Source organism: Kitasatospora sp. NPDC096140 (genome assembly GCF_040303045.1).
Lineage (GTDB): Bacteria > Actinomycetota > Actinomycetes > Streptomycetales > Streptomycetaceae > Kitasatospora.
Map to the genome: position 1 here is coordinate 23,008 of NZ_JBEOUW010000033.1, position 26,559 is coordinate 49,566.

The 26,559-nt window shown below is 72.8% G+C and carries 17 protein-coding genes; 9 read left to right on the forward strand and 8 right to left on the reverse strand.

The window, feature by feature from the left end; all coding sequences use genetic code 11:
* Positions 1-25: 25 nt before the first annotated feature.
* Complete coding sequence (locus ABT048_RS28955) at positions 26-4,321, reverse strand: bifunctional nitrate reductase/sulfite reductase flavoprotein subunit alpha (RefSeq protein ID WP_350524482.1); 4,296 nt, start codon at positions 4,319-4,321, stop codon at positions 26-28.
* Positions 4,322-4,668: 347 nt separating this feature from the next.
* The gene (locus tag ABT048_RS28960) at positions 4,669-5,586 is read right to left on the reverse strand and encodes an alpha/beta hydrolase (protein ID WP_350524483.1); all 918 of its coding nucleotides are present in this window, start codon (positions 5,584-5,586) and stop codon (positions 4,669-4,671) included.
* 103 nt (positions 5,587-5,689) lie between these two features.
* On the opposite strand from ABT048_RS28960, the gene ABT048_RS28965 reads away from it, so the two are divergent.
* The 3 genes from ABT048_RS28965 to ABT048_RS28975 all read left to right on the forward strand — a co-directional run bounded on the left by ABT048_RS28965 (position 5,690) and on the right by ABT048_RS28975 (position 8,844).
* Positions 5,690-6,244: a PadR family transcriptional regulator gene (locus tag ABT048_RS28965; RefSeq protein WP_350524484.1), complete on the forward strand. Its 555-nt coding sequence runs from the start codon at positions 5,690-5,692 to the stop codon at positions 6,242-6,244.
* Between the two features lie 379 nt (positions 6,245-6,623).
* Complete coding sequence (locus ABT048_RS28970; protein ID WP_350524485.1) at positions 6,624-7,157, forward strand: hypothetical protein; 534 nt, start codon at positions 6,624-6,626, stop codon at positions 7,155-7,157.
* 766 nt (positions 7,158-7,923) lie between these two features.
* Entirely contained in the window at positions 7,924-8,844 is a 921-nt protein-coding gene (locus tag ABT048_RS28975; protein WP_350524486.1) for a hypothetical protein, read from the forward strand.
* 403 nt (positions 8,845-9,247) lie between these two features.
* On the opposite strand, the gene ABT048_RS28980 is transcribed toward ABT048_RS28975, so the two are convergent.
* Positions 9,248-10,522, reverse strand: coding sequence for a hypothetical protein (locus ABT048_RS28980; RefSeq protein ID WP_350524487.1), 1,275 nt, complete (start codon positions 10,520-10,522; stop codon positions 9,248-9,250).
* 775 nt (positions 10,523-11,297) lie between these two features.
* Between ABT048_RS28980 and ABT048_RS28985 the strand changes: the two genes are divergently transcribed.
* The 5 genes from ABT048_RS28985 to ABT048_RS29005 all read left to right on the forward strand — a co-directional run bounded on the left by ABT048_RS28985 (position 11,298) and on the right by ABT048_RS29005 (position 19,428).
* Entirely contained in the window at positions 11,298-13,139 is a 1,842-nt protein-coding gene (locus ABT048_RS28985; protein ID WP_350524488.1) for a protein kinase domain-containing protein, read from the forward strand.
* A gap of 32 nt (positions 13,140-13,171) precedes the next feature.
* A complete protein-coding gene (locus ABT048_RS28990; RefSeq protein WP_350524489.1) occupies positions 13,172-13,993 on the forward strand; it encodes a hypothetical protein in 822 nt (273 codons plus the stop codon).
* Positions 13,994-14,322: 329 nt separating this feature from the next.
* Complete coding sequence (locus ABT048_RS28995; RefSeq protein WP_350524490.1) at positions 14,323-16,497, forward strand: protein kinase domain-containing protein; 2,175 nt, start codon at positions 14,323-14,325, stop codon at positions 16,495-16,497.
* Positions 16,494-18,620 (forward strand): serine/threonine-protein kinase, encoded by a 2,127-nt coding sequence (locus tag ABT048_RS29000; RefSeq protein ID WP_350524491.1) that lies wholly within the window; start codon positions 16,494-16,496, stop codon positions 18,618-18,620. Before ABT048_RS28995 ends, ABT048_RS29000 begins: the two co-directional genes overlap by 4 nt.
* A gap of 25 nt (positions 18,621-18,645) precedes the next feature.
* Positions 18,646-19,428 carry a hypothetical protein gene (locus tag ABT048_RS29005; RefSeq protein WP_350524492.1) on the forward strand — a complete coding sequence of 261 codons (783 nt, stop codon included), beginning with the start codon at positions 18,646-18,648 and terminating at the stop codon, positions 19,426-19,428.
* A 61-nt stretch (positions 19,429-19,489) separates the two neighbouring features.
* Here the strand turns inward: ABT048_RS29005 and ABT048_RS29010 are convergent, their stop codons facing one another.
* The 3 genes from ABT048_RS29010 to ABT048_RS29020 form a co-directional block, all read right to left on the reverse strand.
* A complete protein-coding gene (locus ABT048_RS29010; RefSeq protein WP_350524493.1) occupies positions 19,490-21,112 on the reverse strand; it encodes a hypothetical protein in 1,623 nt (540 codons plus the stop codon).
* Between the two features lie 233 nt (positions 21,113-21,345).
* On the reverse strand, positions 21,346-22,335 hold the full coding sequence (locus ABT048_RS29015) for a terpene synthase family protein (protein ID WP_350524494.1): 990 nt from the start codon (positions 22,333-22,335) through the stop codon (positions 21,346-21,348).
* Positions 22,332-23,705, reverse strand: coding sequence for a cytochrome P450 (locus tag ABT048_RS29020; protein ID WP_350524495.1), 1,374 nt, complete (start codon positions 23,703-23,705; stop codon positions 22,332-22,334). The genes ABT048_RS29015 and ABT048_RS29020 overlap by 4 nt, the downstream gene beginning before the upstream one ends.
* Before the next feature lie 402 nt (positions 23,706-24,107).
* Here ABT048_RS29020 and ABT048_RS29025 point away from each other — a divergent pair, with 402 nt between their 5' ends.
* Entirely contained in the window at positions 24,108-25,295 is a 1,188-nt protein-coding gene (locus ABT048_RS29025) for a cytochrome P450 family protein (protein ID WP_350524496.1), read from the forward strand.
* 101 nt (positions 25,296-25,396) lie between these two features.
* Here ABT048_RS29025 and ABT048_RS29030 read toward each other — a convergent pair whose 3' ends face one another.
* Both ABT048_RS29030 and ABT048_RS29035 read right to left on the reverse strand, forming a co-directional pair.
* Positions 25,397-25,819, reverse strand: coding sequence for a RidA family protein (locus ABT048_RS29030; RefSeq protein WP_350524497.1), 423 nt, complete (start codon positions 25,817-25,819; stop codon positions 25,397-25,399).
* Between the two features lie 55 nt (positions 25,820-25,874).
* The gene (locus ABT048_RS29035; RefSeq protein ID WP_350524498.1) at positions 25,875-26,549 is read right to left on the reverse strand and encodes an HD domain-containing protein; all 675 of its coding nucleotides are present in this window, start codon (positions 26,547-26,549) and stop codon (positions 25,875-25,877) included.
* Between the last annotated feature and the right edge of the window lie 10 nt (positions 26,550-26,559).

The window sequence follows — 26,559 nt, forward strand, 5'->3', positions numbered from 1 at the left end:
GCGGAGCGATCAGCGGACCGTTGCGTCAGTACACGTCGCGGACGTAGCGCTTGTCGCTCGCCAGTTGCCGGATGTACGCGGCCGCGTCGTCCTTGTGGAGGCCGCCGTGGGTGACGGCGATCTCGCGCAGGGCCCGGTCGACGTCCTTGGCCATGCGGCCGGCGTCGCCGCAGACGTAGAAGTGGGCGCCGTCCTGCAGCCAGCGCCACAGCCGGGGACCGTGTTCGCGCATGCGGTCCTGGACGTAGACCTTGTTGCGCTGGTCGCGGGAGAAGGCGGTGTCGAGGCGGTCGAGGTGTCCGGAGGCCAGGTGGGCCTGCAGTTCCTCGCGGTGGTAGAAGTCGGTGGCTTCGCATTGCTCGCCGAAGAACAGCCAGTTGGGGCCCGTATGTCCGCGGGCCTTGCGGTCTTCGAGGAAGCCGACGAACGGGGCGACGCCGGTGCCGGGTCCGACCATGATCATGGGTGTGGCGGGGTCGGCGGGCGGCTTGAAGTGGGGTGCGCGCTGGACGAAGACCTGGACCGGGCCGTCGTCGGCGCAGTCCGCGAGGTAGGTGGAGCAGACGCCCTTGCGCTCTCGGCCGAGGTCGTTGGTGTAGCGGACGACGGATACGGTCAGGCGCACTTCGCTCGGGTGGGCGAGGGGGCTGGAGGAGATCGAGTAGAGGCGGGGCTGGAGCCGCTTGAGGACGTCAGCCCATTCGGTGGCGGTGGCGCGGACGGGGAAGGCGCCGAGCACGTCGGCGGCTTGGCGGCCCCAGCTCCACTTGGCCAGTTCGTCTTTGTTGTCGGGGCGCAGGAGTCGCTTCAGGTCCCGGTCGTCGGTGCGTTCGGCGACGAACCTGAGCAGGTCGGGGGTTATGCGGGCAATGTCGAGGCGGGTACGCAGGGCTTCGGCGAAGGGGAGGTCCCGGTCGCCGGCCAGGGTGACGTTCTCGCGGGGGTCGGCGCCGGTCAGGGCGAGCCATTCGGCAACGAGTTCGGCCCCGTTGGCGGGCCACACGCCGAGGGCGTCGCCGGCTTCGTAGGCGAGTTCACCGTCGCGGGTGTCGAAGGCGAACTGCCGTACCTCCTTCTGCGATCCGGGCAGGCTGAGCACCCGGTTGCCGATCAGGAGCGTAGTGAAGGGGGACGCCTTGGAGTGGCCCGCAGCCATGGCGGGCCGGAGGGCCGTGGCGGTGGGGTCGGTCGTGTCGGGAAGGGCGGCGGGGTTCGCGGGAGCGGGCTGCGGCGCGGGGGCCGGGACAGGGACGGGGGCGGTCCGGTGCTCGGCGGGCGAGGCCGGGGCGGGGGCGGTGAGGGCCGCAGTGACCTGGTCGAGCCAGTGGGCCGCGGTGTCGTCGTAGTCGGGTTCGCAGTCGGTGCGCGGGTGCAGGCGGGTGGCGCCGAGTTCGGCGAGGCGTTCGTCGAGACGGCGTCCGTGGCCGCAGAAGTCGTCGTAGGTGGAGTCGCCGAACGCCAGCACCGAGTACCGCACGCCGTCCAGCCTGGGCGCGGTGTCGGCGGTCAGCGCCTGCCAGAAGTCGGTGCCGTTGTCGGGTGCTTCGCCGCCACCGAAGGTGCTTGTGAGGACGAGCAGGTCGGTGTCGGCGGTGAGCTGTCCCGGGGCGGTGTCGGCCATGGAGAGCAGGGCGGTGGTGCGGCCGGTCGCGGTGAGGCGGGCTGCGGCCGTGGCGGCGTAGTCCTCGGCGTTGCCGGTCTGGGAGGCCCACAGGACGAGCAGCTGCCGGGCGGGCTCGGCCGCGGGGCCGCCGGTGGGTGCGGCGGGCGGGTCCGTGAGCGGCAGCCGGATCGGCGGCTCGGCGGTGGCGGTGGCGGTGCGGGAGAACGCTCCGGCCAGGACGCCGTCGACCCACAGGGAGGTGGCCGGGGTGAGGGGGGAGCCGGCGGGCAGCAATGGGACGCCGCCCGCCGGGGCAGCGGCCACGCCGGAGAGGTATCCGGCGAGGTACCGGCGCTCGGTGTCGGCGAGGGCGGGCGGGGTGAGGTCGGGGATGCCGAACAGGGCGGCGAGGGCGGGTACGGCGCCGGGGGCGGCGGGAAGGGCGGCCTGGTGCGGGACGGGCAGGGCCTGCGGGTGTCCGGGAGTGGCGGGGTGGGCGTCGGTCGGCACGGTGGTGTCCTCCTTCGAGGCCGGGGCGGGCACCACGCGCAGCGCGACGGCGCAGACCTTGAACTCGGGCTGGTAGGAGATGGGGTCGATGGCGTCGTTGGTGACGGCGTTGACGGACAGGTACTCGCCGAAGAGGTCGTTCCAGTGGAAGGGGGCGAAGCAGTCGCCGGGGCGGACGCGGTCGGTGACGACCACGGGCAGGACGGCGCGGCCGCGACGGGAGGCGACCTCGACGTGGTCGCCGTCGGTGGCGCTCATCGCAGCGGCGTCCTGCGGGTGGACCTCGACGAACGGGCCGGGGTTGAGCTTGTTGAGCTTGGCGACCTTGCCGGTCTTGGTGAGGGTGTGCCACTGGTGCTGGAGACGGCCGGTGTTCAGGACGAACGGGTAGTCGTCGTCGGGGAGTTCAGCGGCCGGCAGGTGCGGGCGGGCGAAAAACCGGGCGCGTCCGTTGAGGGTGGGGAAGACCAGCCGGGGCCGGGTGCCGTCCTCGTGCTCGACGAGGGTCTGGCTCCTGCCGTCGTTGAGGTAGCGGATCGGGTTGCGGGTGCCCGCGCCGGGGGCGGCCGGCCACTGCACCGGGCCTTCGCGCAGCTGCTCGTAGCCGGCGCCGCGCAGGTCCCATCCGGTCTTGGGGTTCCAGGCCCGGCGCAGTTCGTCGAAGACCTCCTCGGCGCAGGTGTAGGTGAAGGCTTCGGCGTAGCCCATCGCGCAGGCGACGCGGGCGATCAGCTGCCAGTCGGGGGTGGCCTGGCCGGGCGGGGTGATCACGCCGGGGACCAGCGTGAGGTTGCGCTCCGAGTTGATCATGACGCCGTCGGACTCCGCCCACAGGGTGCCGGGCAGGACCACGTCCGCGTAGGCGTTGGTCTCGGTCGCCGCGAAGACGTCCTGGGTGATGACGAGTTCAGCGGCTTCCAGGGCCTGGATGACGGTCTTGCGGTTGGCCACGGAGGCGACCGGGTTGGTGCAGATGATCCAGCAAGCCTTGATGTCGCCTGCGGCCATCTGCTGGAACATCTCGATGGTGCCGCGGCCGACGTCGGTGCGCAGCGCGCCCTGCTCGATCCCCCACAGCTCCTCGACGAAGGCGCGGTCGGCGTCGACGAGGACCGAGCGCTGTCCGGGCAGGCCGGGGCCCATGTAGCCCATCTCGCGTCCGCCCATGGCGTTGGGCTGGCCGGTGAGGGAGAGCGGCCCGGAGCCCGGGCGGCAGATCGCTCCGGTGGCCAGGTGCAGGTTGACCAGGGCGTTGGTGTTCCACGTGCCGTGGGTGGACTGGTTGAGGCCCATCGTCCAGCAGCTCATCCACTCCCCGGCCTCGCCGATCCACTGCGCGGCCAGGCGGATGTCGGCCTCCGCCAGGCCGGTGGTCTCGGCGACCTTCGCCGGCGGGTAGTCGGCCAGGAAGCCGACCGTCTCCTCCCAGCCCTCGGTGAACTCGGCGATGAACGCCTCGTCTGTGTGGCCGTTCGCCACAAGAAGGTGCAGCAGACCGTTGAGCAGAGCCAGGTCGGTGCCGGGTTTGATCTGCAGGAACAGGTCGGCCTTGTCAGCGGTGGAGTTGCGGCGGGGATCGACGACGATCAGCTTCGCCCCGGCGGACTTGATCCGGTCCATCATCCGCAGGAAGAGGATCGGGTGGCAGTCGGCCATGTTCGCGCCGATGACGAAGAACGCGTCGGCCCGCTCGAAGTCCTCGTAGCTGCCGGGAGGCCCGTCCGCGCCCAGCGAGAGCTTGTAGCCGGAGCCCGCGGAGGCCATGCACAGCCGGGAGTTGGACTCGATCTGGTTGGTCCGCACGAAGCCCTTGGCGAGCTTGTTGGCCAGGTACTGCGCCTCGATCGACATCTGGCCCGAGACGTAGAAGGACAGGGCGTCGGGGCCGTGCTCGTCCAGCAGGGCGCGCAGCCGGGCGGCGACGGACGCCACCGCCGCGTCGACGTCGGTGGGGGCCGCGGGTTCGCCGCGCGCGGTGCGCACGAGGGCGGTCTCCAGCCGGCCGGGGGCCGCAAGCATGTCGGCGTGGGTCGCGCCCTTGGTGCACAGCCGTCCGCCGTTCGCGGGGTGGGCCTTGTCCCCGGAGACCTTCGCCACGCTCCGGCGGCCGTCGGGGCCGCGCTTCAGGTCCAGGACCACACCGCAGCCGACCCCGCAGTACGAGCAGACCGTCCGCGCGGTGTCCGCCCCCGCTCCTGGCGCCGCCATGGTGGGTCCTCCCCGGATCTTGTCCTCGCCGCGTGCCGTACCGGTGTGGTGCGGCGGGCGGTGGGCTCTCCCCACGGGCCTCACCGTAGGAAGCCCAGGTTTCCCCGACGTCACGGGCCGTGGGACCGGGGCGTTAAGGCAGCCGCACGACTCGCTCCGCCCCGGTGTGAGCGGTGCGGCCGCCCCCGTGTGAGCGGCGGCGCGCCTGCCGACCTGCGCTACTCCCAGCACTAGGCAAGGCAAGGGCTCGTCGTCACGGTCGACGCGGTCGGCACACCCGACGAGATCGCCGGCCGCGCGCTCACCGCGGCTCCGACAGCATCAGGCATCCACGCCGAGTCGATGGTTCAGGTCAGCGCTGCCGCTACCGCGGACGTCCACGTGGCTGTGGCACGGCGGGCCAGACGGCTGGTCGGGGCGTAGCCCTCGAAGAGGTGGAAGGCGCCGGGGACTACGTGGAGTTCGGTGTGGATGCCGGCCGCGATCAGGCGGTTCGCGTAGACGAGGGCCTCGTCGCGGAGGGCGTCGGCCTGGCAGATCTCCAGGTAGGCGGGCGGGAGGGCGCTGAGGTCCTCGGCGCGGGCGGGGGCGGCGTAGGGGTCGGCTTCGGTGGAGGCCAGGTAGGGCTTCCACATGTTGCGCACGACGCGGCCGTCGACGATCCGGTTGTCGATGCACTCGTCGACGGAGGGGTGGGCGCAGCGGTCGTCGAGGGCCGGGACGAGCAGGAGTTGGTACGCGAGGGCGGGGCCGCGTCGGTCGCGGGCGGCGAGGGTGACGGCCGCCGCGAGTGCGCCGCCGGCGGAGCGGCCGGCGACGGCGAGGCGGGTGAGATCCACGCCCAGGTGGGCGGCGTTGGCGGCGGTCCAGCACAGGGCCGCGTAGCAGTCGTCGAAGGCGGCGGGGTAGGGGTGTTCGGGGGCCAGGCGGTAGTCGACGGAGACGACCACCGCGCCCGCGGCCAGGCAGAGGTCGCGGCAGTTGCCGTCGCCGGTGTCGAGGTCGCCGGAGATGAAGGCGCCGCCGTGGAAGTAGAGGATGCCGGGGCGCGCGCCCGGCGCCTCGGTCGGCTGGTAGATGCGGACGGTGAGGTCGCCGGCCGGGCCCGGGATCACGGTGTGGCGCACGGTGATGCGTGGGTCGTTCGCCGGGGGCTTCGCGGCGAGCAGTGACCGCAGGTAGGCCCGGGTGGCCGCCGGGTCGGCCAGGGGGTCGAAGGGCGGGACACCGTCCAGGACGTGGGCTATCTCGGGGTGCAGGCGCATCACGGCTCCACGACTCCATAGTCTCATTGAGATGGTTGCAGCGCGATGACGGTAATGGTCTCAGTGATATGGTGTCAATTGGTAAAATGAGAGGGGAAGTGCCATGGCGAAGGACCTGACGCCGTCGCAGCTCGTCGTGCTCGGGCTGATCGCCCGGAACGGGCCGATGACGCCGTACGACCTGAAGGCCAAGGTCGAGGGGTCCGTCGGCCACTACTGGCCCATCCCGCACGCCCAGCTCTACCGCGACCCGCCCCGCCTGGCCGAGCTGGGGCTGCTGCGCGAGGCAGCGGAGGACCACGGCCGCCGGCGCCGGGTGTTCCACCTCACCGACGCCGGCCGGCGTGCCCTCCGGGACTGGCTCGCCGACCCCGCGACGCCCGAGCCGGAGACCCGGAATCCCGCCCTGCTCAAGCTGACCTTCGCCGACCTGGGCGCGCCGGGCCAGGTCGCGGAGCTCGCAGCGGCCCAGGCCGCGCAGCACCGGCGATCGCGGGACACCTACCAAGAGCTTCGCGACCGCCTCGATCCCGACGCCCCGGACACCCCGGCCCGCACCCGGCTGATCACGCTCGGAATCGCTCACGAGCAGAGCTACGTCACGTTCTGGGAAACGCTGGCGGCCGATCCGGACGGGACCGGCACACCGCCCTCCTAGCCAGTCGGCCGGCCGACCTTCCCAGCTTGTCGGCCGGTCCGATCAGGCTGTTTGGTCATCGGTCAGCAGCGGCTCAGGCCCTGGTGCTCCAGCCGCGCCTCTGCATTCCTGCCGGTCGACGCCCGGGGAGCGGGGAGCGCCCTGGCGCCGAGGAGGGCGGGGGGCCGTCCTCGCCGGGCCCTCCCACCATCGGGTGACCCACCGCGTCGCACGCAGTGGCCTGGCGGGCCTGGCGGGAGAGCAGAAAATTTTGGCCTCCTCCTCCCGGGCCTTCTGCCGCTCGTCGTGGGCGAGGGGTTGCGGGGCTGCCGCATCGCGTTTGTGCCGGGAGCTGTACCCCGGCCATGATGTGCCCTCCCTCTCGAACAAAGGAACGAACATGAACGTCCAGGTGGAGTACGAGGCAGCACCCGAGGAGCTCGCCACTGCGGTGAGAGCCAACTTCCCCGCACCCGCGATTCGCTGGGCCGTCGCCGGTGTGTGGTTGCTGCTCGGACTGCTCTGCCTCGCTGCGGGGGGCGTCCTCTTCGCGATCGCCGCGGTCATCGCCTGCCTGATCCAGGTCCAGAACATCACGGTGGTCGCCAAGAAGCTCGCCGCCCGTGCCGCCCAGCGCCAGGCGGGTCCCACATCGGTCGCGATGACCGACCAGGAGGCTGTCATCCGTACGGTGTCCGGGGAGTTGAGGTTCCCGTGGACGGCGGTCACCCGCGCCACGGACACCCCCCTGGCCTGGTCGATCCTGGTGAAGAGACCGGGCGGAGCACCCGTTTCCGCGACCGTCCTCAAGACCGCCTTCACCGACGCTCAGGCCGCCGAGGTCACGGCCGCGCTCACGCGGTTGACCAAGGCCAAGGTCAAGGTCCGCAGGTCGAATGCCACCGGCGTCGCGTCCGGAGCCCCGACCCGGTAGCAGGAGGCCCTGCCCGTTCAGGCCACACGCGCCGACCGTTCACCGCGTAATACGTCGCGCGCAGCACCCGACCACGGATCATCCGGGGCGCAGACGTGCTCGCGCGTAGCCGGGACGGGCAAGCACCAGGCGGGCCCGGATCTCCTGGCGGCACGGTCCCGCTCGCTCCAGCCCCGCCAACCGCAGCGGAACGCGCGGCCATCGACGCGTTTCCTCCCCCGTTCCACGGCGGCTCCGCCGGAATCGAGCAAGCAGGCCCGGTAGTGGCTGACCCGGCTCCAGGCCGAGGGCCTGGCAGAGCTCGTGACCCTGCCGCAGGCCCGCCGGGCGAAGGCCCGACACCTCACCGCAAGCCGGCCCCGCCACTTCCACCTTCCCCGAAGCCCTCCGCCCGACCGCCCCGGTGCCCGGCGCGGAGAAGCCCGCGATGTGGCGCGGACGCGAGCGCCTGCTCGACACCAGCCGGATCCACGCCGCCTTCGTCACCGACGCCCGCACCCGCACCCGCACCCGCACCCGCGGCGAGGGTGGAGGCGTGCTTCGTCACGCCTGGTGGAGATGGGGCCTGAGCGGGCCGGGCGGGCCTGGATTGCCTCCTGCAGGACGGCGAAGGCCTGTTCGGCATGGGGGCGGGGCCGGGACTGCGGAGCCATCGGGTACGGTCACGGTTTCACGTCCGCTCAGTTCCGGTGACGTTCCGTCCGGATCGCCACCGGGGAGCGGTGAGTCCCACCCGAACCGTGTACAACTCCTAGGGAGCTTCCTCGTGCACCAACTCCTGCGCCGGAGCCTTCCGGCCCTCGCCGCCCTCGGCATAGCCGTCGGCGCTCCGCTGCTCACCGCCGGCACCGCCCAGGCCCACTCCGAGCACGGGTGCGGCGCCGTCGGCGTCGAGTTCTCCGTCGACGGCGGCAAGGGCTGGATCTCCGACGGCCGGATGTCCCAGCCGCACGGCGTCATCCAGGTCCGCCTGGCCGGCGACGTCGCGGACGGCTGCGACTACCGGGTCTCGCTGGCCTCCTACGAGACCCAGGGGCCGACCTGGGCCACCTCGGGCAAGCAGACCTTCCTCGGCTGGGCGACCACGACGCTGCGCAGCGGGAACCGCCAGGCGACCCTGGACGTCTCCGCCCACCTGCCGAAGTGCTACGGCCAGATCGACCTGTACAACGGCGACAAGAAGTTCGACGGCGTCGCCAACCCCGCGCCGAGGTACCCGGACGGCGTCTTCCCGGACAACCTGATCTCGGCCTGGAACGGCGGCAAGGCCTGCGCGCCGACCCCGACCGGCACGCCGACCGTCCCGGTGCCGACCTCCTCGGCGTCGCCCACGGCCACCGCGACCCCGCACCCGACCGGGACGCCCACCGCCACGACGACGCCTTCGGCCACGGCCACCGCGACGGCCACCGCCTCGCCCTCCACCACCGCCAAGCCGTCGGCGCCGTCCACCACCGGGACGCCGTCGACCGCCCCGGCCGTGCCGGCGCCGTCCGCCCCGACGGACACGACCGGCCCGGTCGGCAAGCCGACCGCCAATCCGGTCTCGACCACGCCGGCCAGCACCCTGGCCAGCACGGGTGGCAACAGCAGCCAGATGATCGTCTACGGCGCCGGCGGGGCCGCGCTGCTCGCCGTCGGCGGGGGCGCGCTGGTGATCGCCCGCCGTCGGGGCGCCCGCCGCTGACGCGGCACCGCTGAGGTACCCAGGACGCCCGCGGTCCCCGGACCGCGGGCGTCCGTCGTCCGTTCACCCCCGGACGGTCCGCAACCGGCACCGGTACTCCGTCGGCGCCACGCGGACGGCGGCGGGCGGCGCCCAGGACGGCGCCGGACCGGGGCGGCAGTTTTACGGCCGTAAAACTGCCGCGGAGCGGGAACGGGCATCGGACAGAGGCCAGGACGGGCGGCGAGGCGGCGACACCGAGCAGGCCCCCGCGGGGCCGAACGGGGCAGGAGTGACGCCGTGTGGCCGGAAGGCCCGCTGAACCACCTGCGGGGCGAGTGGGAGGTTCCGGCCTCACCGAAGCCGACGCCGGCCGCCGTGGTCGGGGAGTGGCCGGCGGGCCCGGGCCCGGTGGGGCGGGTGGTCACGCGTGGGCAGGCGGTGGTGCGCCGGGGGCTGCCGGGCGTGGTGGGCGGTCGCCGCCGGGGCCGGTGTCGAGGACTTCCCGGATGGCGAAGCCGAGGGCCACGAAGAAGGTGATCCACAGCACCACGGCCCAGGTCGGGTAGGACCAGGTGGCCAGGACCACGGCGGCGATCAGCAGGATCGCCGCGCCGATCCAACGCTTGAAGCGGTGCACGAAGGGCCCGACCGGGCCGAGCTTCATGCCGAGCGAGTACAGCGCCTCGCGCAGCGAGCCGAGGATGCGCCGGCAGGCCGTACGGACGGCGACGGCGGGCCGGGACGGGCCGATCAGGAAGGCGCCGACGGCGGTGACCACGGCGACCGCGCCGACCGCCCGGATGCCGGCCCGCATGAAACGGATCAGGGTGTCGTAGAACGTGCCCGCGGCCGCCTGGTTGGCGCCCGGTGGCAGATGGTCGAGGTAGAACGAGCGGAAGACCGTCAGCACGAGGCCGAGCAGCAGCATCGCCAGCGCCACCCCGACGGCGGCGCCGATCAGCGCGCGGCGCCGGTTGACGGCCAGGAACACGCCGCCCGCCGCGATCAGCACGGTGACGACCGGCAGCCAGGCCCCCATGATCTCCAGCAGCCGGAAGTACGTCCTGACCTTGCCGATGTCCTTGGACTGGAACACCACGAAGTTGGTGTGGACGTCGGGGATCTTGGCGGCCGGGGCGAAGCCGGCGTTGACGAGCTCGTCCTTCGCCTTGGCGACGATCGGTGCGATGTCGATGGAGACCTGGTTGTTCTCCAGGACGACTGCGCCGCCGCCCTTGCCGGTCAGTGCCTTGTCGAGGGCGGTGTGGATGAGCCGGTTGGCGTCGACCCACAGGGTGGCGAACTGGTCGCTGGTGACGACCTTGTTGACGACGGTGCTCACCAGCTGGGTGAGGCCGCTCTTGATCGGCCCGCTCAGGTTGTTGATCAGATTGGCGGCGTTCTGCGGCACGCCCTGTTCGGCGGCGGCGTCGGAGAGCTGCTTGACCAGGGCGTTGACGTCGATCTGGTCGAGCACGACGGTGGTGACGCGGTTGGTGACGGCCTGCTGGATGTCGGGATCGGTGGCCAGCGGTGCCATGGTCTGGACGTAGCGGTCGGTGTTGCCGACGAAGTCGGACGTCCAGACCGCCAGCACGGACAGCAGGGACAGCAGGGAGGCGATCACGATCAGCACCACCGCACCGGAGGTCCGCCAGCGGTGGTGCTCCCGCTTCTTCGGGGCGGCCTCCAGCACGGCAATCCGCTCGTGCAGCCGGGCGAGCTCGTCCGCATCCCCGGCCGCCGAGGCCGTGGGCCGTCCGGGTTCAGGCGGTGCCGCGGGCCGTCCGGGTTCAGGCGGTGGCGCGGGACGGTCGGGGGCAGGAGGCGCTGTCGGGGACAGCTCAGGCGGACCCGCGTGCTCCTCGCCGCCGGCGGATTCGCCCGGGCCGGATTCGCCCGGGCCGGGCTCGCCTGCGCCGGGGTCGGGTGGGGTCGCCGCCATCGCTCCTCCTCGGGTGGGCGGCCGGCCGTCGGCTGCCGAATGCCCTTCCAGGAGAAGCGGGGTCCGGCACGCGCACCACCGGGAGTCGGCACTACGGGTGGTCCACCCCGGCCGGCCGGGCGACAGCACACCCGTCCGCGGCCGATTACGGGCGCCTGACAACACGGCAGGCGGTGCTCCACGGGAAGGAAAGCGGCTCCGCCGCACGCCCGCACCTGCGCGTGGCACGCTCCCGCCCGGGCGACCGGCCCGGGGTGCGGCCGGTCACCAGGCCCGGGGTGCGGCGCCGCCCCCGGCGCGGGCCACGGCGGCGCACAACTCCCCCGTGCGCCCGTGTGTTTCCGATCGTCGGCCGATCGGGTAGGGCGGTCTGCCTGCGGGAACGTCCCCGCCCGTGCCCGCCCCGCCGCACCGGCGGTTCGGACGGCGCCGCACGGGGGAACCCCGGGCCTGCGCGGCCGCGTCGGTCGCAGCGGCCGCGGTCCGGTCGGCGGCCACCGGACGGGACGAGGCGTGGGGGTCGGCGATGGACGACGAGGCGGTGCGGGAACCCGGCGACTGGCAGCTGCCGGACTACACCCACCTGCGGGAGCTCGGCGCGGGAGCCGCCGGTCGCGTGGTGCTCGCCCACCACGACCTCACCGGCACACCCGTCGCCATCAAGTACCTGCACGACGCGGCCGCCGGCCCCGCCCTGCGCACCGAGGCACAGACGCTGGCCCGGCTCGACTCCCCGTACGTCACCCGGCTCTACGAGTACGTCGAGGGCGGGCCGCACGCGGCCCTGGTGATGGAGCTGGTCGACGGCGTCTCCCTGCGCACGCTGCTCAAGGAGGAGGGGGCGACCACGCCCGAGGCGGCGCTGGTCGTCCTCAAGGGCTCCCTCCTGGGGCTGGCAGCCGCCCACGCGGCCGGGCTGGTGCACCGGGACTACAAGCCCGCCAACGTCCTGGTCGCCACCGACGGCACCTCCAAGCTGGTCGACTTCGGCATCGCCGTCCCCCGCGGATCCGACCGCGACGTCTCCGGCACCCCCGCCTACCTGGCGCCCGAGCAGTGGGCCGGCGCCCCGGCCTCGCCCGCCGCCGACGTCTACGCGGCCACCGTCACCTTCTTCGAGTGCCTGACCGGCGAGCGGCCCTTCACCGGGCGGACGATCGGCGCGCTCGCCGTGCAGCACCAGGAGTCCCGGATCCCCGACGAGCTGGTGCCCGACCACGTCCGCCCGCTGGTCCTGGCCGGGCTCGCCAAACGGCCGCAGGACCGGCCGGCCGGCGCGGCCGAGTTCGTCCGGCTGCTCGACCGGGCCGCGACGGCCGGTTACGGCGGGCGGTGGGAGGAGCGCGGCCACGAGGACCTCGCCGCGCTGGTCGCCCTGCTGGCCCTGCTGCTGCCCCGGGGCCCCGGCGGCCCCGCGCCCGCCGGGACGACGGCGCTCGCGCACACCCGGCTCGTCGGAGCCGTCGTCGCGCCCGCCGGCCCCGCGGCTCCCACCGCTCCCACCGGCGTACGGCGACCGCTCCTGCGAAGACGGGCCCGGCTGACGGTGGGCGCGGTAGCCGGCGGCCTGGCGCTGGCCGTCATCGGCGGGGTCGCGCTGGCCGGCGTCACCGACCGGGGCGCGCGGACGCTGACGGGCAGTCCGATGCCCTGGATCACCACCTCCCTGGACCCGACCCGGTCGAGCGCCCCGCCGCCCGGCCCGACACCCTCCCCCACCGGGCGGCCCTCGCCCTCGCGCTCGTCGTCGCCCTCGCCCTCGCCGACCCTCTCCCCCACGTCCTCCCCCTCCGGCCCGCCCACTACCGACCCGGCGCCGGGCCCCACCCCCACGACGGGCCCCGGCCCCGGTCCCGGCCCCAGCGGGCGGCCCGCCCCCACGCCGTCACGTGCGCCCACCGGTCCCACGACCGCCGCGCCCCCGCCGCCACCGCCGCCACCACCCCGGACCGCCCCGACGAGCCCCCCTCCGAGCCGCTCCACCCCGCCCACCACGCCCCCGGCCGGCACTCCGCCCACCACCACCCCGCCGCCGGTCCGGGTGGCGTCGGTGAACGTCGACTCGATCGCCTGCGACGGCGGCTACGGCATCCAGGCCACCGTCACCGTGGTCACCTCCGGCCCGCCGGGCGCCACGCTCGTCCTCAGCTGGATGCACAACTCGGCCCCCACGTTCCCGAGCGAGACCGTCGCCACCGACATCGTGAAACTCGGCACCGGTCGCGCCACACTGACCGTCCGCCACCAGTTCGGCACCGGCGACGGCCGTCTCCAGTGGGGCGTCCGGGTGTCCACCACACCGGCGGCCGGGAGCACCCCGACGGCCTACCGGGAGCTGTACTCCCCGTCCTGCCACGAGCCCGGCTGATCCGCACGCCACCGCCCCCAGGAGGTCTCCCCGTGCCACCGTCCGGATCCGCACCCGACCAGGACCCGACCGAGCGCCTCTCCCCGGGCGCGCCCGGCCACACCGCACCGTTCGGCCGAGGCGGACCCGCCCCGGACGACCACGAGAGCGCCACGTTCCTCGACCCCACCGTCTGGGGCACCACCCCCGCCCGGCCCGCCCCCGTGCAGCCGCCCCCCGCACTCGCAGACGACGACCACGAGAGCGCCACCTTCCTGGACCCCACCGTCTGGGACTCCGCCCCCGCCCCCGCCCCGCCGGCCCCCGTACCTTCCGCCCCTCCACCTCCCACACCTGCCGCACCTCCCACGCCCGCGCCGGAGCTACGCCGCATCGGCCCCGGCGTGCCGCCGCAGGCCGCCGCGGTGTGGCGCGGCCCGGCGTCGACCGGCGGGCCGGTACCGCCGGCCCGTCGACGCCGGGCCTTCGGCTGGCTGGTCTGGGCCGCCGTCCTGCTCGTCCTGCTGGCCGTGCTGCTCACCCGCTGCCATGCCGATCCGCCGCTCGACCTCACCGGTGTCTCCGTCACCGCCGCCCCGGCGGCCGGACCGACCTGCGGTGGGACGGCCGTCCTCACCGCGTCGGTCACCACGAACGGCAACCCCGGCACCGTCCGCTACCGCTGGCTGCGCAGCGACGGGACGTCCTCCGGCGAACTCGTGCAGCCGGTGCAGTCCGGCGAGCGCCGGGTGGACCTGGTGCTGCGCTGGACCTTCGACGGCCCGGGCACCCTGCGCGCGACCGCCACCGTCGAGGTGCTGGCCCCCCAGCGACTCAGCGGGTCGACCACCTTCGGCTACAGCTGCGCCGGCTGAGCGGTCGCCGTCGGGGGCTGTCGCCGGCGGGGGCGGTCGCCGTCCGGAGCTGTCGCCGTCGGTGTCCTGTCGTGGCGAGTCCCGCTGAAACGGTTCGCCGGTTCGCCGGTTCGCCGTCCGTGGTCCTCCGGAGCGCGTGGCTCTCATCCCGGCTTGTCGAGCGGCGAGTCGGGCGTCTCCGGTCTGCCCGGTCGGCGGACGGGCGTCCCCAATAGTGGGGAAGGGATTCGCCGGGTGCGTCGTCCATGTCACGCTGTCTGTCGGTCCGTCCGCGACGGCGGTGACGCACTGGGGGAGGCGTGGTGGCTGCCAAAGGTGGCACCAAAGGCATGAAGGCGCAGCCGGCCGTGTTCGTGGGCCCCCATCAGCTACTGCGGCCATTGGGCGAGGGCGGTATGGGGATGGTGTACCTCGCCCGCTCGCCCGGGCTGAGGCTGCTCGCGGTGAAGGTCATCCGGCCCGAGTACGCCGAGGACCCGCAGTTCCGGGACCGGTTCCGGCAGGAGGTGGAGGCCGCCAGGCGGGTGACGGGGTTCCACACGCCGCCCGTGGTGGATGCGCAGCCGCGCGGCTCCCGGCCCTGGATGGCCACGGCGTACCTGCCTGCGCCGTCGCTCGGCGAGGTGGTCATGCGGTTCGGACCGCTCGGTGAGGCGGGTGCACGGGCGTTGGGGGCCGCCCTGGCGGAGGCGCTGGCCGCGATCCACGCGGTGGGAGTGGTGCACCGTGACCTCAAGCCGGGCAATGTGCTGATCGCGCGGGACGGCCCGCGCGTCATCGACTTCGGGATCAGCCGTGCGTTCGACGCCGTTCACCTGACCCGGACGGGCATGGTGTGCGGCACGCCCGGATACATCGCGCCCGAGCGCATCGTCTCCGCGTCCGTCACCCACGCCGCGTCGGACGTGTTCTCGCTCGGCTGCCTGCTGGTGTACGCGCTCACCGGCCGTACCCCGTTCGGCACCGGTGAGCCCGCGCAGATCAACCGGCGAGTGGTGTACGAGTGGCCCGACCTCTCCGGAGTGCCCGCCGCGCTGGGCCCCCTGGTGGCCGCGTGCCTGGACAAGGACCCGGCCCGGCGGCCCGTCGCGGCGGCCGTGCTGGCCGCACTGGCTCCCGCCGATCCGGCGGCCCTGCTGAGTCCGGGACTGCTGGCCGACCTTGAGGCCCGGGAGCGGCAGGCCGGGATCGACCTGGCCGCGCCGCCCGCCGACCCGCCCGCGCTGCCGGTGCGGACCTGGCAGTCGCTCAGCCGTCGCGGTCTGTTCGGCCTCGGTGCCGGGCTCGGCGCGGGTGCGGCCGCCGCCGTCGGTGTGCCGCTGCTGCTCACCCGTCGGGCACGGGTGGCCGCCGGGACGGCGACGGTCGGCAAGCCCGTGGACGCGTGGGGAGCCGACACCGGTGGCGCGAGCCCCTCGCCCGAAGCTCCGGCCCCGCTGTGGAGCCGGCCGTTCAGCGGTGTGACGGTCGACCATCAGCTGTCCGTCCTCGGGTCAACGCCGGTGTGGTGGAGCGAGGGGCTGGGCGCGACCGGCCTCGACGGCTCTACGGGGCGTCCGGCGTGGTCCCGGCAGGACGTCCAGATGTTCCAGGCGCAGAACGGACTGCTCTACGGGACGTCCACGGACTTCACGAGCCTGGTGTGGCTGAACGCTGCGGCCGAGGACCACCGGATCCCGCTCGCCGTGCCGCCCGAGCAGCACATGTACGCCGCGATGAGCCTGCGGGTCTTCGGCGCGGACGGCCGGACCGTGGTGACGGCCCGGCAGACGTCCGACACCGGCGGCGGAGTCGTCGTCGGGGCCGACCTGGGCAGCGGGGAGGTGTTGTGGCAACACGAGGTCGCCCAGAACATGGCGGTGGGCACGGCCCGCCACATGGAGTCCCTGCTCGGCGGTTCCGGCAGCTCGATGGGCCTGGTCGCCGACGGCAGGTGCTACTACCTGGACGGGGACGTCCTGCATGCGCTGGACCTGCGAACCGGCGCCTCCCAGTGGCAGGCCGCCGGCCTCACGGCCGGGAGCGCCTCGGTGCCCTCACGGCTGATGCGTGCCGGCGACCTGCTGGTGGTGGTCGACGGCCAGTCGGTCGTGGCCCTGGAACCGGCCACCGGGCGGCAGCGCTGGACGGCTCCCCCGGTTCCGCAGGCGGTCTTCGGCTGTGCACTCGGCACCGGCAGGCTGCTGCTGTCCGGGGCCCTGGGCACGGCCTACTGCCTGGACGTCACGACCGGCAAGGGGTTGTGGCACTCCACCGTCGCGGCGGTGACCGATCCGGGCGGGGACGGTGACTTCCGGACGCCGTCCGCAGGTGACGGTTTCTTCGGTGTCCCCCTGTCCAAGGGGCCGTTCGGAGCGGCCGTCCTCGACGCCGCCAGTGGCGCGGTCCGCTGGACGGTGCGGGCGGCCTCCGACGAGGGCCGGTGGACCACCGCGACCGACGGCACGACGCTCTACTGCGCTTCCGCCACCACCCTGCGCGCCTTTCGGGTCGGTGGCGCATGAGCACGCAGAGCGTCGGCCCGTACCGCATCCTGCGCAACCTCGGCGCGGGGGGCATGGGCGCCGTCTACCTGGCCGCCACCGGCAGCGGACGCCCCGTCGCGGTGAAGACCGTGCAGCAGCAGTACGCGACCGACGTCGAGTTCCGGCGCAGGTTCGCCCAGGAGGTGGCGGCGGCCAGGTCGGTCAACGGGGCCTACACCGTGGCCGTGGTGGACGCCGACACCGAGGCGGAAGTGCCCTGGCTGGCCACCGAGTTCGTCGCCGGGCCGTCGCTGCACCAGGCCGTGGCGCGGCACGGCGCGCTCGCCGGGCCCGCGCTGCAGACCCTGGGAGCGGGACTGGTCGAGGCGCTCGCCGCGATCCACCGCGCCCGGATCATCCACCGGGACCTGAAGCCCTCGAACATCCTGGTCGCCCGGGACGGACCGCGGGTCATCGACTTCGGCATCAGCAAGCCGACGGCCGACGCGCTGCCCACCGCGAACAGCCGGATCATCGGCACCCCCGGGTTCATGTCTCCCGAACACGCGGCAGGGCTGAACCTCACCCCCGCCAGCGACCTGTTCTCACTCGGCGCCGTGCTGGCCTTCGCCGCGACCGGCCGCGCGCCCTTCGGCGAGGGACCGCCCGCGGTGTTGATCTACCGGGCCTCCGAGGAGCCTCCGGACCTGGACGGGGTTCCACCGGAGCTGACGGGACTGCTGGTGCGCTGTCTGGACCGCGATCCGGCCCGGCGGCCCGCACCGGCCGAGCTCACCGAGGCCTTCCGGTACGGCCCGGCGGTCGGCACCGACTGGCTGGGAGAGGCCGAGCGGACCGTACGCCGACGTGAGCGCGAACTGGCCCGGGTACTGAACGATCCGAACGGCACCCGGCGCCGGCTGCTCGTCCTCGGCGGAGCACTGCTCGCCACCGCCGCCGCGGGCGGTGTCACCCGCGTGCTGTGGCCGGGCACGTCGGGGGCGCCCCCGACGGCTTGGTCGGTGGCGCTCCCCCGGGCCGGCATGGCGCCGGTCGGCTGCGGCCCGGCGTCGGTGGTGTGCGCGGACCGCACCGGGACCGTCGGCTACGACCGCTCCGACGGACGGGTGCTGTGGAACAGCACCACGGAGGCCGGGACGCTCCCGGTCGGCGACGGCGGCCGGGTGTGGTCCGTGGACCCGGGCGGCGTGGTGCAGGCACACGACGCCCACACAGGTGCCACGCTCTGGCGATCGTCCGACACGGTTCCCGGTGCGCAGTCCGTCGCCCTGCCGCTGCCGGGCCTGCTGCTGGTCACCGGACCCGACGGAGCACTGCACGGCTACGACGCCGCCGGAGGGCGCCGGCTGTGGAGCGGTACGGCGCTGGGCACCTCCTACCGCATCCAGGGCATGCCCTCGGCGGGGTTGCTGATCGTCACGCTCCTCGGAGACCTGGACCGGGCCGTCGGCGGTGCCTTCCGCTTCGTGGCACTCGACAGCGCGACCGGACGCCCACGCTGGTCGCTCGACGCCCAAGACCTGTACGCGCCGCCGAGCGGGAGCCGGCTCTACGCCCTGGCCGCCGATCTCGCCCTCGCCGCCGTGGACGGCCAGAACGGAACCAGCAACTGGAGCGTGCCCAGCGGTCTTCCACCGGCCTCCGCGACCATGTTCACCGGTGCGTACCTGGGTTCGCTCTCGCTCCGCCAGGGCGTGGTGACCTGTCTGCCCGTGGCCGCGGCGACGGCCACCGACGGCCGGACCGTGACCGCGGCCTTCGACACCGCGGGCGCCCGCCTCTGGATCGGCTCGCACACCGGCGCCGTCACCGGGTGCGCGGACGACGGCGCCGTCGTCGTGACCGGCGGCCCGCAGGGTGCGTCCGGCGTCGACCTGCACACCGGGAACACCACCTGGACCTGGCCGTCAGCGCAGGGCGCCGCCACCGTACGGGGCGCTACCGGAGGTTCGGTCCTCGTCACCGCGCCCACCGCCGCCGGCGGAATCACCCTGCAGTCCCTCACCAGCGCCGCCGGCACCCCGCAGTGGCACCAGACCTTCGCCCGGCAGCCGGGGGCCCCACAAACCCTCACCCAGGACTCGCTCCTCCTGCTCGGCTACGGGCCCACCCTGACCGCCTATCACCTGTCAGCCAGCTGACAGGCCCCGAAAGGTTCATCACGAGATGGCCGAGATCGAGGACACCCCACCCGCCACGCAGCCGCTGCCGACCCTCCCGAGCACACGCCCCCTGCCGGCACAGGCCACTCCCGCCACCCTCCCCGACCCGGCGGACCTGCGCCCGGCCGGACCCAACCGTCGGTGGACCTGGCTGCTCGGCGGCATCACGGCCGGCGCGGGCACCGCAGCGCTCGTCCTGGGCCTGGTGGCCAACCTCGTCACCCCGACGACGACCGCCGCGACCACGCCGACCGCCACGGCCACACCCGCGTCCTCCGGCCCGGCGACCCCGAGCACGGCGCCCTACACCGCCGTCGTCGCGGGCTGCGCGCTCCTGCGGCCCGAGACGGTCGACCGCTACGCGAAGGGAGCCGCCTGCACCGAGCAGAAGCCCGTCGGGGGCGCGACGTCCGCGACCGGGGGCTGGGACAGCAGGACCTCCGGCCTGACCACAGTGCAGGTCTGGGTCACACTGTCCCCGCTCGCCGACCGCGTCTACCAGCAAACACTGTCCAGCGACCGGACCTTGGCGGCCACCGCCGGCATGAAGATCACCGACGACCACGCCGTTCCCGGCCTGGGGGAGAAGGCAACCCTCCTCTACACCACCATCAGCGGCTTCGGCCACGTCGACCTCGTGGTGCTCCAGCGCAACGCGCTCATCACCATCCGCTACGAAGCACACACCCTCTCCGGGTTCACCCTGAAGGACATCCCGCCCACCGACGCCGAAGCCGCCGCCACCGCCTGCGCCCAGGACGCCCTGGCCACGCTCACCACCTCGTGAAACCGCGACGCCACCGACACCGCGGTGCGACCGCCGCTCACCCCGCGGCATGTGGGGCTCGCTACGCTGCGCTACCCGCCGATTCTCTGCGGTTGCGTTCGCGGAAGTCCTCCAGGAACAGCGCACGGGCGACCAGGGCCGACTGGAAGGAGGTGCAGACGATCGACTGGAGCGAGTCCAGGTCGCGCTTGACCAGGGCGCCCTCGGTGTCGCGCATGAGGACGCCTGCCACCGCGAGTCTCACCAGAAGACCCTGCCACCGTTCTTCGAACTGTTCCCGCCATTGCCGTGACGTGCCGTCGATCGTCCAATAGCGGAGAGCCGACGTCGGGGTCCACGCCAGAGCACCGGCCCCGGAGGACCTGGCGCCGTCCCAGTCGGAAAGGAGTAGGTGGACGGTGAGCTTGTCCTGGTCCAGGCGGGGTGACGACGTCCCGTCGTCGTGCGTGCCGAAGAGTGCCCGCTTGAAGGTGTCGATCTCCGCCCGGGCGACCGCGGTCGCCACTTCAGCGACCGTGGTGGCGCCACAGGAATCGATTTCCTCGACCTTGCGGACGAATTCCCGTGGAGCTCCTCCCGCCAGCACGCACGCGGTGCGCACGGCTTCAGGGCTGCTCAGGCCTCCTCTCGCCCGGATCACCTCGACCGCCAGACTCGGTACGAAGACGTCCAGGCAGAACACCTGATCAAAGCAGTTGTCGCTGTCGAATCCGTCCGACGGTACGGCGGAGCCGTAGGCACCGGAGTATACGGCGCCCTCCGATAGCGCCACGATGACGAAGACCCGCGGGATCTCCAGAACCCCTTCGACATGGCGGAGCAGATCGGCGACATCTGTAGGGTTTCTCATTTTGTCGAGTTCGTCGATACAGATGACCAGTTCTCCGACGACGCCACTGACTTCCGAGGCAAATCCGCGAAAGTTTTGGACGAGTCCGCTCAGTGTCGACGGCCGCTCGACTAGATCCATCTCAGAAGCGTGCCTGAATCTGGCGATCAGGCCTGCACGGCCCGCTTCCGCACCGATTTCAGAAGTCTCCCGGAGACTGGTGACATATCTCATCTGGCGCCGCATCTCCACGGCCCGGCACCGGACGCGGCCCGCACCGTCCCGGAACTCTCTTCGATAACGGAAGGCAATAATCAAGAGCCATGCGGCAGTTCCCGCCGGAAAGAGCGCGAGAGCTATTCCGTCGTATCCTATGTCCAGCCATGTGATCCCGGAAAAGAACGAGCCGTTTACGTTGAGCGCAACGAGCGCCAGGTAGAGAAGCAGCAACCCGGATGCTGTCAGGATGGCGATCCTCCGACGTACGAGACGAACCGGCCGTCCGGAGCGAGCGTCGTACCACTCCTCGAAGGCGGTCGCGAGGGTCTCCGTGAGAGACGCCACGAAGTCCATGGGGGGATGATCGCCCTGCCCTTGGAACGTGACCCCCAAGCCGCCCTTGTCGTTCGCCCATGCCGACGCCCTGAACATCATCCAGGTCTTTCCCGTGCCGCGAGGCCCAGCAATGGCGTAGTTCCCCCCGCCACCACGCTCCAGAACATCCGACAGACGCCGCCAAGCCGCATGCTCGACGAATGATCTCGGGTCGAACGAGGTGAGAACATTGCGTCCGCCCTGCCGGTCCAGCCGCCCCGGGTCTTCAGCGATATCCGTCGGCCGATGTCTCACCGCCATGATGCCTCCCTATGGACCGGCTGCGGCCGCCCGAACCCGGCGCCGGCCCCGTCACACCTGTCTGCCGAGGCGAAACAGGCTTCGGCAGTCGGGACTCTGGAAGGAGTGGGAATCCGTCGTCATGGCCACGTCCACTTCTACTGTCTCATCGTCCACCCCGGCCCCGAATGACTGCAAGGCGTCGTCGACTGGGGGCGGCCTCCTGGGGCCGGGCAGACGGGAAGCGCCGCCCGCTACCCGCGGTACCGGGTGGAGGCGTGGTGCCAGTCGTGGGCGCCGCGGATGGTGGTCTGCAGTGCATCCGTGCAGTAGCGCCGGAGCAGGTCGCGTTCGGCCGGGTCGAGGTGGCCCGTCGCCGTGTCGCCGAGCAGGGCCCGGTGGGCACCGGTGAACAGTTCCAGGGCGTCGGTCTGGTGACGGAGCGCCTGGTCGATCGCTTGCGGCCGGGAGAGCCCGTGGTCCCGTTCCAGGCAGAGCACCAGGTTGTTCTGCTCACCCAGTGCCGCGTCTTTGCCGAGGGAGACGATGTCGTTGTCGCAGATGATGAAGGTCTTCGTCATCTCGCGCATGACCGACAGGTGCGGCAGCGCGTACAGGTGGTCCGGCAGGACGCACGAGGACAGGCGCTCGGCGAGGTCGATGACCGGTGCCACGCCGATGGTGTGCCGCCGGATGCGCAGGTACGCACTCAGCGACATGGGCGTGCCGGTCTGCCGGCTGCGCGCCTCGTGGACGTGGTGGTCGAGGTAGGAGGCCCAGTGGGCCGCCGATCGCCGGATCCAGTCCTCGGGCATGTCCCGGCAGCTGCGTCGCCGCATGTCGGCGAAGGCACCGGCCAGGGGCAGCGGCGCCACCTCGCCGGTGGTGCCCTCCTTGACGAGTCCGACGAGGTGGCGGACCCGATCGGGCGACCGGCCCCACTGTTCGTCGAGTGCGTCGTCGAAGAGGAAGTACCAGCTCTGCTGGTCGACTCCGATGTCCAGTTCGCTTCCGGTCGCGTTCGGATAGAACATGGCCGCGATCAGCGGGAACTGGCCCTTGAGGTGGTGGGCCTCCGCCGCCGCCGAGGTCAGGAGGCCGAAGGACTTCGGCCAGACGAGGTGACGGTCGTGGGCCGCCCGGAAGTCCGAGCTGATCCGGTGCGGGAAGGGGAGGGGATCCGGCGCCGGTGCCGGGGCCGGTGGCCCCGGATCCACGGACGAGGGCTCTGGCGTCGAGGTCATGGCGTGGTGCACTCCGGGGAAACGGGGCCGGTGCGGTCGGCCGGCCAGGGTGAGACTCGCATGGGCAGCGCATCGGGCCGGATCAGCGCTTGGACCACCGGCCGGACCCGGTGCCCCTCGACCGGGCGGGGCTGCCACCGCGAGACGATCGAGCGGAGGACGACCAGCATCTCCGTCATCGCGAAGTGGTCGCCGATGCACTTCCGGTTGCCCAGGGCGAACGGGACGTACGCTCCCGGCGGAAGGTCCTTCTCGGTACGGCCGAGCCACCGGTCCGGGTCGAACCGCAGCGGGTCCGGGTAGTACGCCGGGTCCCGGTGCATCGTCACGGCGCTGTAGACCAGCTCGGCCCCCTGTGGGAGCTCGACTCCGCAGACCCGCACCGGCTCCAGAGCGCGCCGCATGAGCAGCCAGTTGGGCTGGTGCAGCCGGAGCACCTCCCGCAGGAACCGGTCGGTGAAGGGGAGCGTCGCGGCGCCGGGCAGGGCGCCCTCGGGCAGCGCGTCGCACTCGGCCCTGATCCGCCGGGTGAGCTCCGGTCGCCGGCCGAGTTCGTGGAGCGCCCAGGACAGGGTGGTCGACGTGGTCTCGGCACCGGCCATGAGCAGGGACAGCAGCTCGTCGCGGGCCTCCGCGTCGGTCATCCCCTGCGGATTCCCCGGCGTGCCCGCGAACATGATCGACAGCAGGTCTCCGCGGTCGGTGGGGTCCAGGCGGGCCTGCCGGACGGCGGTGTCCGCGAGCTCGCCCAGCGCCGCCGCCGCGGCCAGGTACTTGCGGTGCCCCAACGCCGGTGAGGAGGCGATCGGCGCGGGCAGCACCGTGCCCACGAAGACCCCGCGCATCACCGTCGTCAGATGCTCGGCGACCTGTTCCCCCAGTTCGGCGACGGCCGCGGCACCGTCCGGGCGTTCGGTGCTGAACAGGGTCGCCACGAGCATGACCGTCATCATCCGGCGCATCACCAGATCCATGGCGATCACCTCGCCCGGGCGCCAGGCAGCCACCTGCTCCTCGGCGATGTCGGTCATCGTGCCGACGAACGCGGCGATGCTGTCCCGGTGGAAGGCCGGTTGGAGCGCGCGCCGTTGGCGACGGTGGAAGTCCCGCTCGGACGTGATGATGCCGTTGCCGATGAAGGGCCGCGCGACGTCGAACAGCAGGCCTTTGGCGAACTTCCTGCTCTGGGTCAGGAGGACGTCGTGGACGGCCTCCGGTGCGTTCAGGACGAAGACCGGTCGAGTTCCGAGGAAGATCCTGACGATGTCGCCCTGCGACCTGACCGATTGCAGGAACTCCACCCGCTTGACGGCCAGTTGCGGCAGGTGGCCGAGCAGGGGAAAGCGCCCGGACGCAATGGGTGCCGTCACTGGACCGGTGATGGAACGCACAGCCCTGCTCCTCCTTGTGGTGTGAGTCGGAAGGTTCACTCGTCCGCGACGCCCGGTGACCACCGGCGGCGGGTTGCCGGAGATCCGAGGGCCCGACCGACAGCGCACCACCGGAGTACGAGCGGCGCTGCGGGCACCGTCGGCCGGTTCGGCCGCGGCTCCAAATCTGACGGACCGGCATGCGCACGGAATCAGTCATGTGACTGCTGTCGGGTCCGTCCCCGACTTCCGTCATCCCGGGAGGCCCCGTCGATCATCGCGGCGACGGGCCGGCGACGGGCGGTGATCCGGCCACCGTCAGAAGTGGGGAGGGATCCCCGTTTTGATAGGGTCGACCCACATCCGGGGATCCCTCCCCGTTTCCAGAGGGGACGCACACACATGCCTGCTCCGACGCTCCAGGACCTGGCCCCCGCGGGCCTCGACGTCACCACCGACCCGTACCCCGTCTACGCGGCGCTCCGCGCGAAGGGGCCGGTGCACCGGGTACTCGTCCCGGCGTCCGGCGAGGCGTGGCTGGTCGTCGCCCGTGACGAGGCCCGGGCCGCGCTGACCGATCCCCGGCTCAGCAACGACATCCGGCACTCCTCCTCGTGGGCCGACGACGGCGGCCACGCCATCGGCGTCAACATGCTCCAGAGCGACGCGCCCCGGCACACCCGACTGCGCGGGCTGGTCGCCCGGGAGTTCACGGCCGGCCGGATCCGGGCACTGCGCCCGCGCATCCGGGAGATCGCCGACACGCTGCTCGGGGCGCTGCCCGCCGCCGCGGGCTCCCTCGACCTCGTCGCCTCCTACGCACTGCCGCTGCCGATGACCGTCATCTGCGAACTGCTCGGCGTACCGGAGACAGACCGCGACGGCTTCCACGCCTGGTCGACCGAGCTGGTCGCGCCCACCTCCGCCGAGGCCGCCGGCACCGCGGTCGGAGCCATGACCGACCGCCTCACCGCGCTCATCGAGGAACGCCGGAGCGACCCGCACCGGGACCTGCTCAGTGCGCTCGTCTCCGCGCCGGCCGACGGACTGTCCGCCGAGGAACTTATCGGGATGGCGTTCCTCCTCCTCGTCGCAGGCCACGAGACCACCGTGAACCTCATCTCGGGCACGGCCCTCGCCCTGCTCGCCCACCCCGAGCAGTTCGCCGCCGTACGCGCCGATCCCGGCCTCGTCGACGCCGCCATCGAGGAGACGCTCCGCCACGACGGCCCGGTGGAGTCCACCGCGTTCCGCTTCGCCACCGAACCGGTGCGGATCGGCGACACCACCGTCCCGGCAGGCGACAGCGTCCTGGTCTCCCTGGCGGCGGCCTCGCGCGACCCGCGCCACTTCCCCGACCCGGACCGGTTCGACCTCCACCGCAAAACCGCCGGGCACCTCGCGTTCGGCCACGGGATCCACCACTGCCTCGGCGCCCCGCTCGCCCGCGTCGAAGCCGCCATCGCGCTCCGCACCCTGATCGAGCGACACCCCGGTCTCGCCCTCGACGCCGACCCGGCCGACCTCCTGTGGCGGCCGAGCACCATGCTGCGGGGGCTGACGCGCCTGCCGGTGCGGCTCCGCGGCTGAGCGCGCAGATCCGGCCGACAGCAGCCGTGTGCCGCCGGATCGAGGGGAAACCTCTGTCGTGACGGGCTCCGGGGCCCGGAGGCGGGCCCAGGAGCGGCGGTCTACCGGGACGCGTCGGGATACGCGGCGGTCGCGCGGATCTCGACGAGGAGCCCCGGGCTGGCGAGGCCGCTGACCCCGATGATCGTCCAGGTCGGGTAGGGCGCCTTGACGAGGCGCTGTTTGGCCTCGACGAAGCCGGGCAGGTGCCGGCGGATGTCGACGTGGTAGCTGGTGACGTCGACGAGGGCGGACGTGTCGAGGTTCTCCAGTCGAAGGATCTCCTCGATCTTCCGGACGGCGATCTCGGTCTGCTCTTCGATGGTGTCCGGGATGGTTCCGTCGACTCGGCGACCGATCGTTCCGGCGATGAACAGCAGGCCGTGCGCGCGGACCGCGGCGGAATAGCCGAAGCTCGCGAAGGCGCTGGTGGTTTGCCCGAAGACCGGGTTGCCCTCGGGAACCGCGACGGTGTGGACGGTCATGTGCACTGCTTCCTTGCTCGTGGTTGACGGGGTCGTGGGTCGTGGAGTCCTGGGATCAGTTGCCCCAGCGGGACGAACGGCAGGCGTGCTCCAGCCGGGTCCGGCCGAAGGTCTCGCGTTCCCGGAGGAATTCGCCGGGGCTGGTGTACCGGGGTGCGTTCTTCGGGTTCTTCGCGGCCTGCGCGACGATCGCGTCGGTGAGCGAGCGGATCATGTCCAGCCGTGGATAGGCGGCGTGCACGGCGTCGGCCTGCTCGTCGGTGACGGCGTCGACGTGGTCGGCGCCCAGCGGGCCGCCGAAGTCGAGTGCGACGCCTTCGCGGACGAGCACGCACAGAGTGCCGCGGCGTTCCGCGATACCCGGGGAGGTGTGGAGGGCGATGGCCTGCCAGACCTGGTCGGCATCGGTCGCGGGTACGCCGCGGTCGACGAGGAACGCGGCGGCCCGGTCGGCGCCTTCCACCTCGAACCGCTGGCTGTGCGGGCCGTCCGACGCCACGCCGAGGTCGTGCATCGCGCACGCGGCGAACAACAGGTCGTCCTGGTAGTCGTGGCCGACGGCCAGACCGAGGCGGCCGGCGACCAGCCGGGCGAACAGGTAGCTGCGGATGCTGTGGTTGAAGACGGACGGCGTTTCCACCGGTCGGATGAGGTTCATGACGGCGTCGGCAAGCGGTGTGCCGGGCAGCGTGATCAGGTCGTCGGTCGCCTCGTGGGTAGGTGCGGTCATGTCTTCAGCT

Bases quoted from the DNA above. Each gene is read 5' to 3' on its own strand.
- ABT048_RS29030 (WP_350524497.1), bottom strand. From the start codon at position 25,819: ATGACCGTCCACACCGTCGCGGTTCCCGAGGGCAACCCGGTCTTCGGG.
- ABT048_RS28970 (WP_350524485.1), top strand. From the start codon at position 6,624: ATGAACGTCCAGGTGGAGTACGAGGCAGCACCCGAGGAGCTCGCCACT.
- ABT048_RS28995 (WP_350524490.1), top strand. From the start codon at position 14,323: ATGAAGGCGCAGCCGGCCGTGTTCGTGGGCCCCCATCAGCTACTGCGG.
- ABT048_RS29005 (WP_350524492.1), top strand. From the start codon at position 18,646: ATGGCCGAGATCGAGGACACCCCACCCGCCACGCAGCCGCTGCCGACC.
- ABT048_RS28985 (WP_350524488.1), top strand. From the start codon at position 11,298: ATGGACGACGAGGCGGTGCGGGAACCCGGCGACTGGCAGCTGCCGGAC.
- ABT048_RS29010 (WP_350524493.1), bottom strand. From the start codon at position 21,112: ATGGCGGTGAGACATCGGCCGACGGATATCGCTGAAGACCCGGGGCGG.
- ABT048_RS29015 (WP_350524494.1), bottom strand. From the start codon at position 22,335: ATGACCTCGACGCCAGAGCCCTCGTCCGTGGATCCGGGGCCACCGGCC.
- ABT048_RS28955 (WP_350524482.1), bottom strand. From the start codon at position 4,321: ATGGCGGCGCCAGGAGCGGGGGCGGACACCGCGCGGACGGTCTGCTCG.
- ABT048_RS29025 (WP_350524496.1), top strand. From the start codon at position 24,108: ATGCCTGCTCCGACGCTCCAGGACCTGGCCCCCGCGGGCCTCGACGTC.
- ABT048_RS28960 (WP_350524483.1), bottom strand. From the start codon at position 5,586: ATGCGCCTGCACCCCGAGATAGCCCACGTCCTGGACGGTGTCCCGCCC.
- ABT048_RS28965 (WP_350524484.1), top strand. From the start codon at position 5,690: ATGGCGAAGGACCTGACGCCGTCGCAGCTCGTCGTGCTCGGGCTGATC.
- ABT048_RS29000 (WP_350524491.1), top strand. From the start codon at position 16,494: ATGAGCACGCAGAGCGTCGGCCCGTACCGCATCCTGCGCAACCTCGGC.
- ABT048_RS29035 (WP_350524498.1), bottom strand. From the start codon at position 26,549: ATGACCGCACCTACCCACGAGGCGACCGACGACCTGATCACGCTGCCC.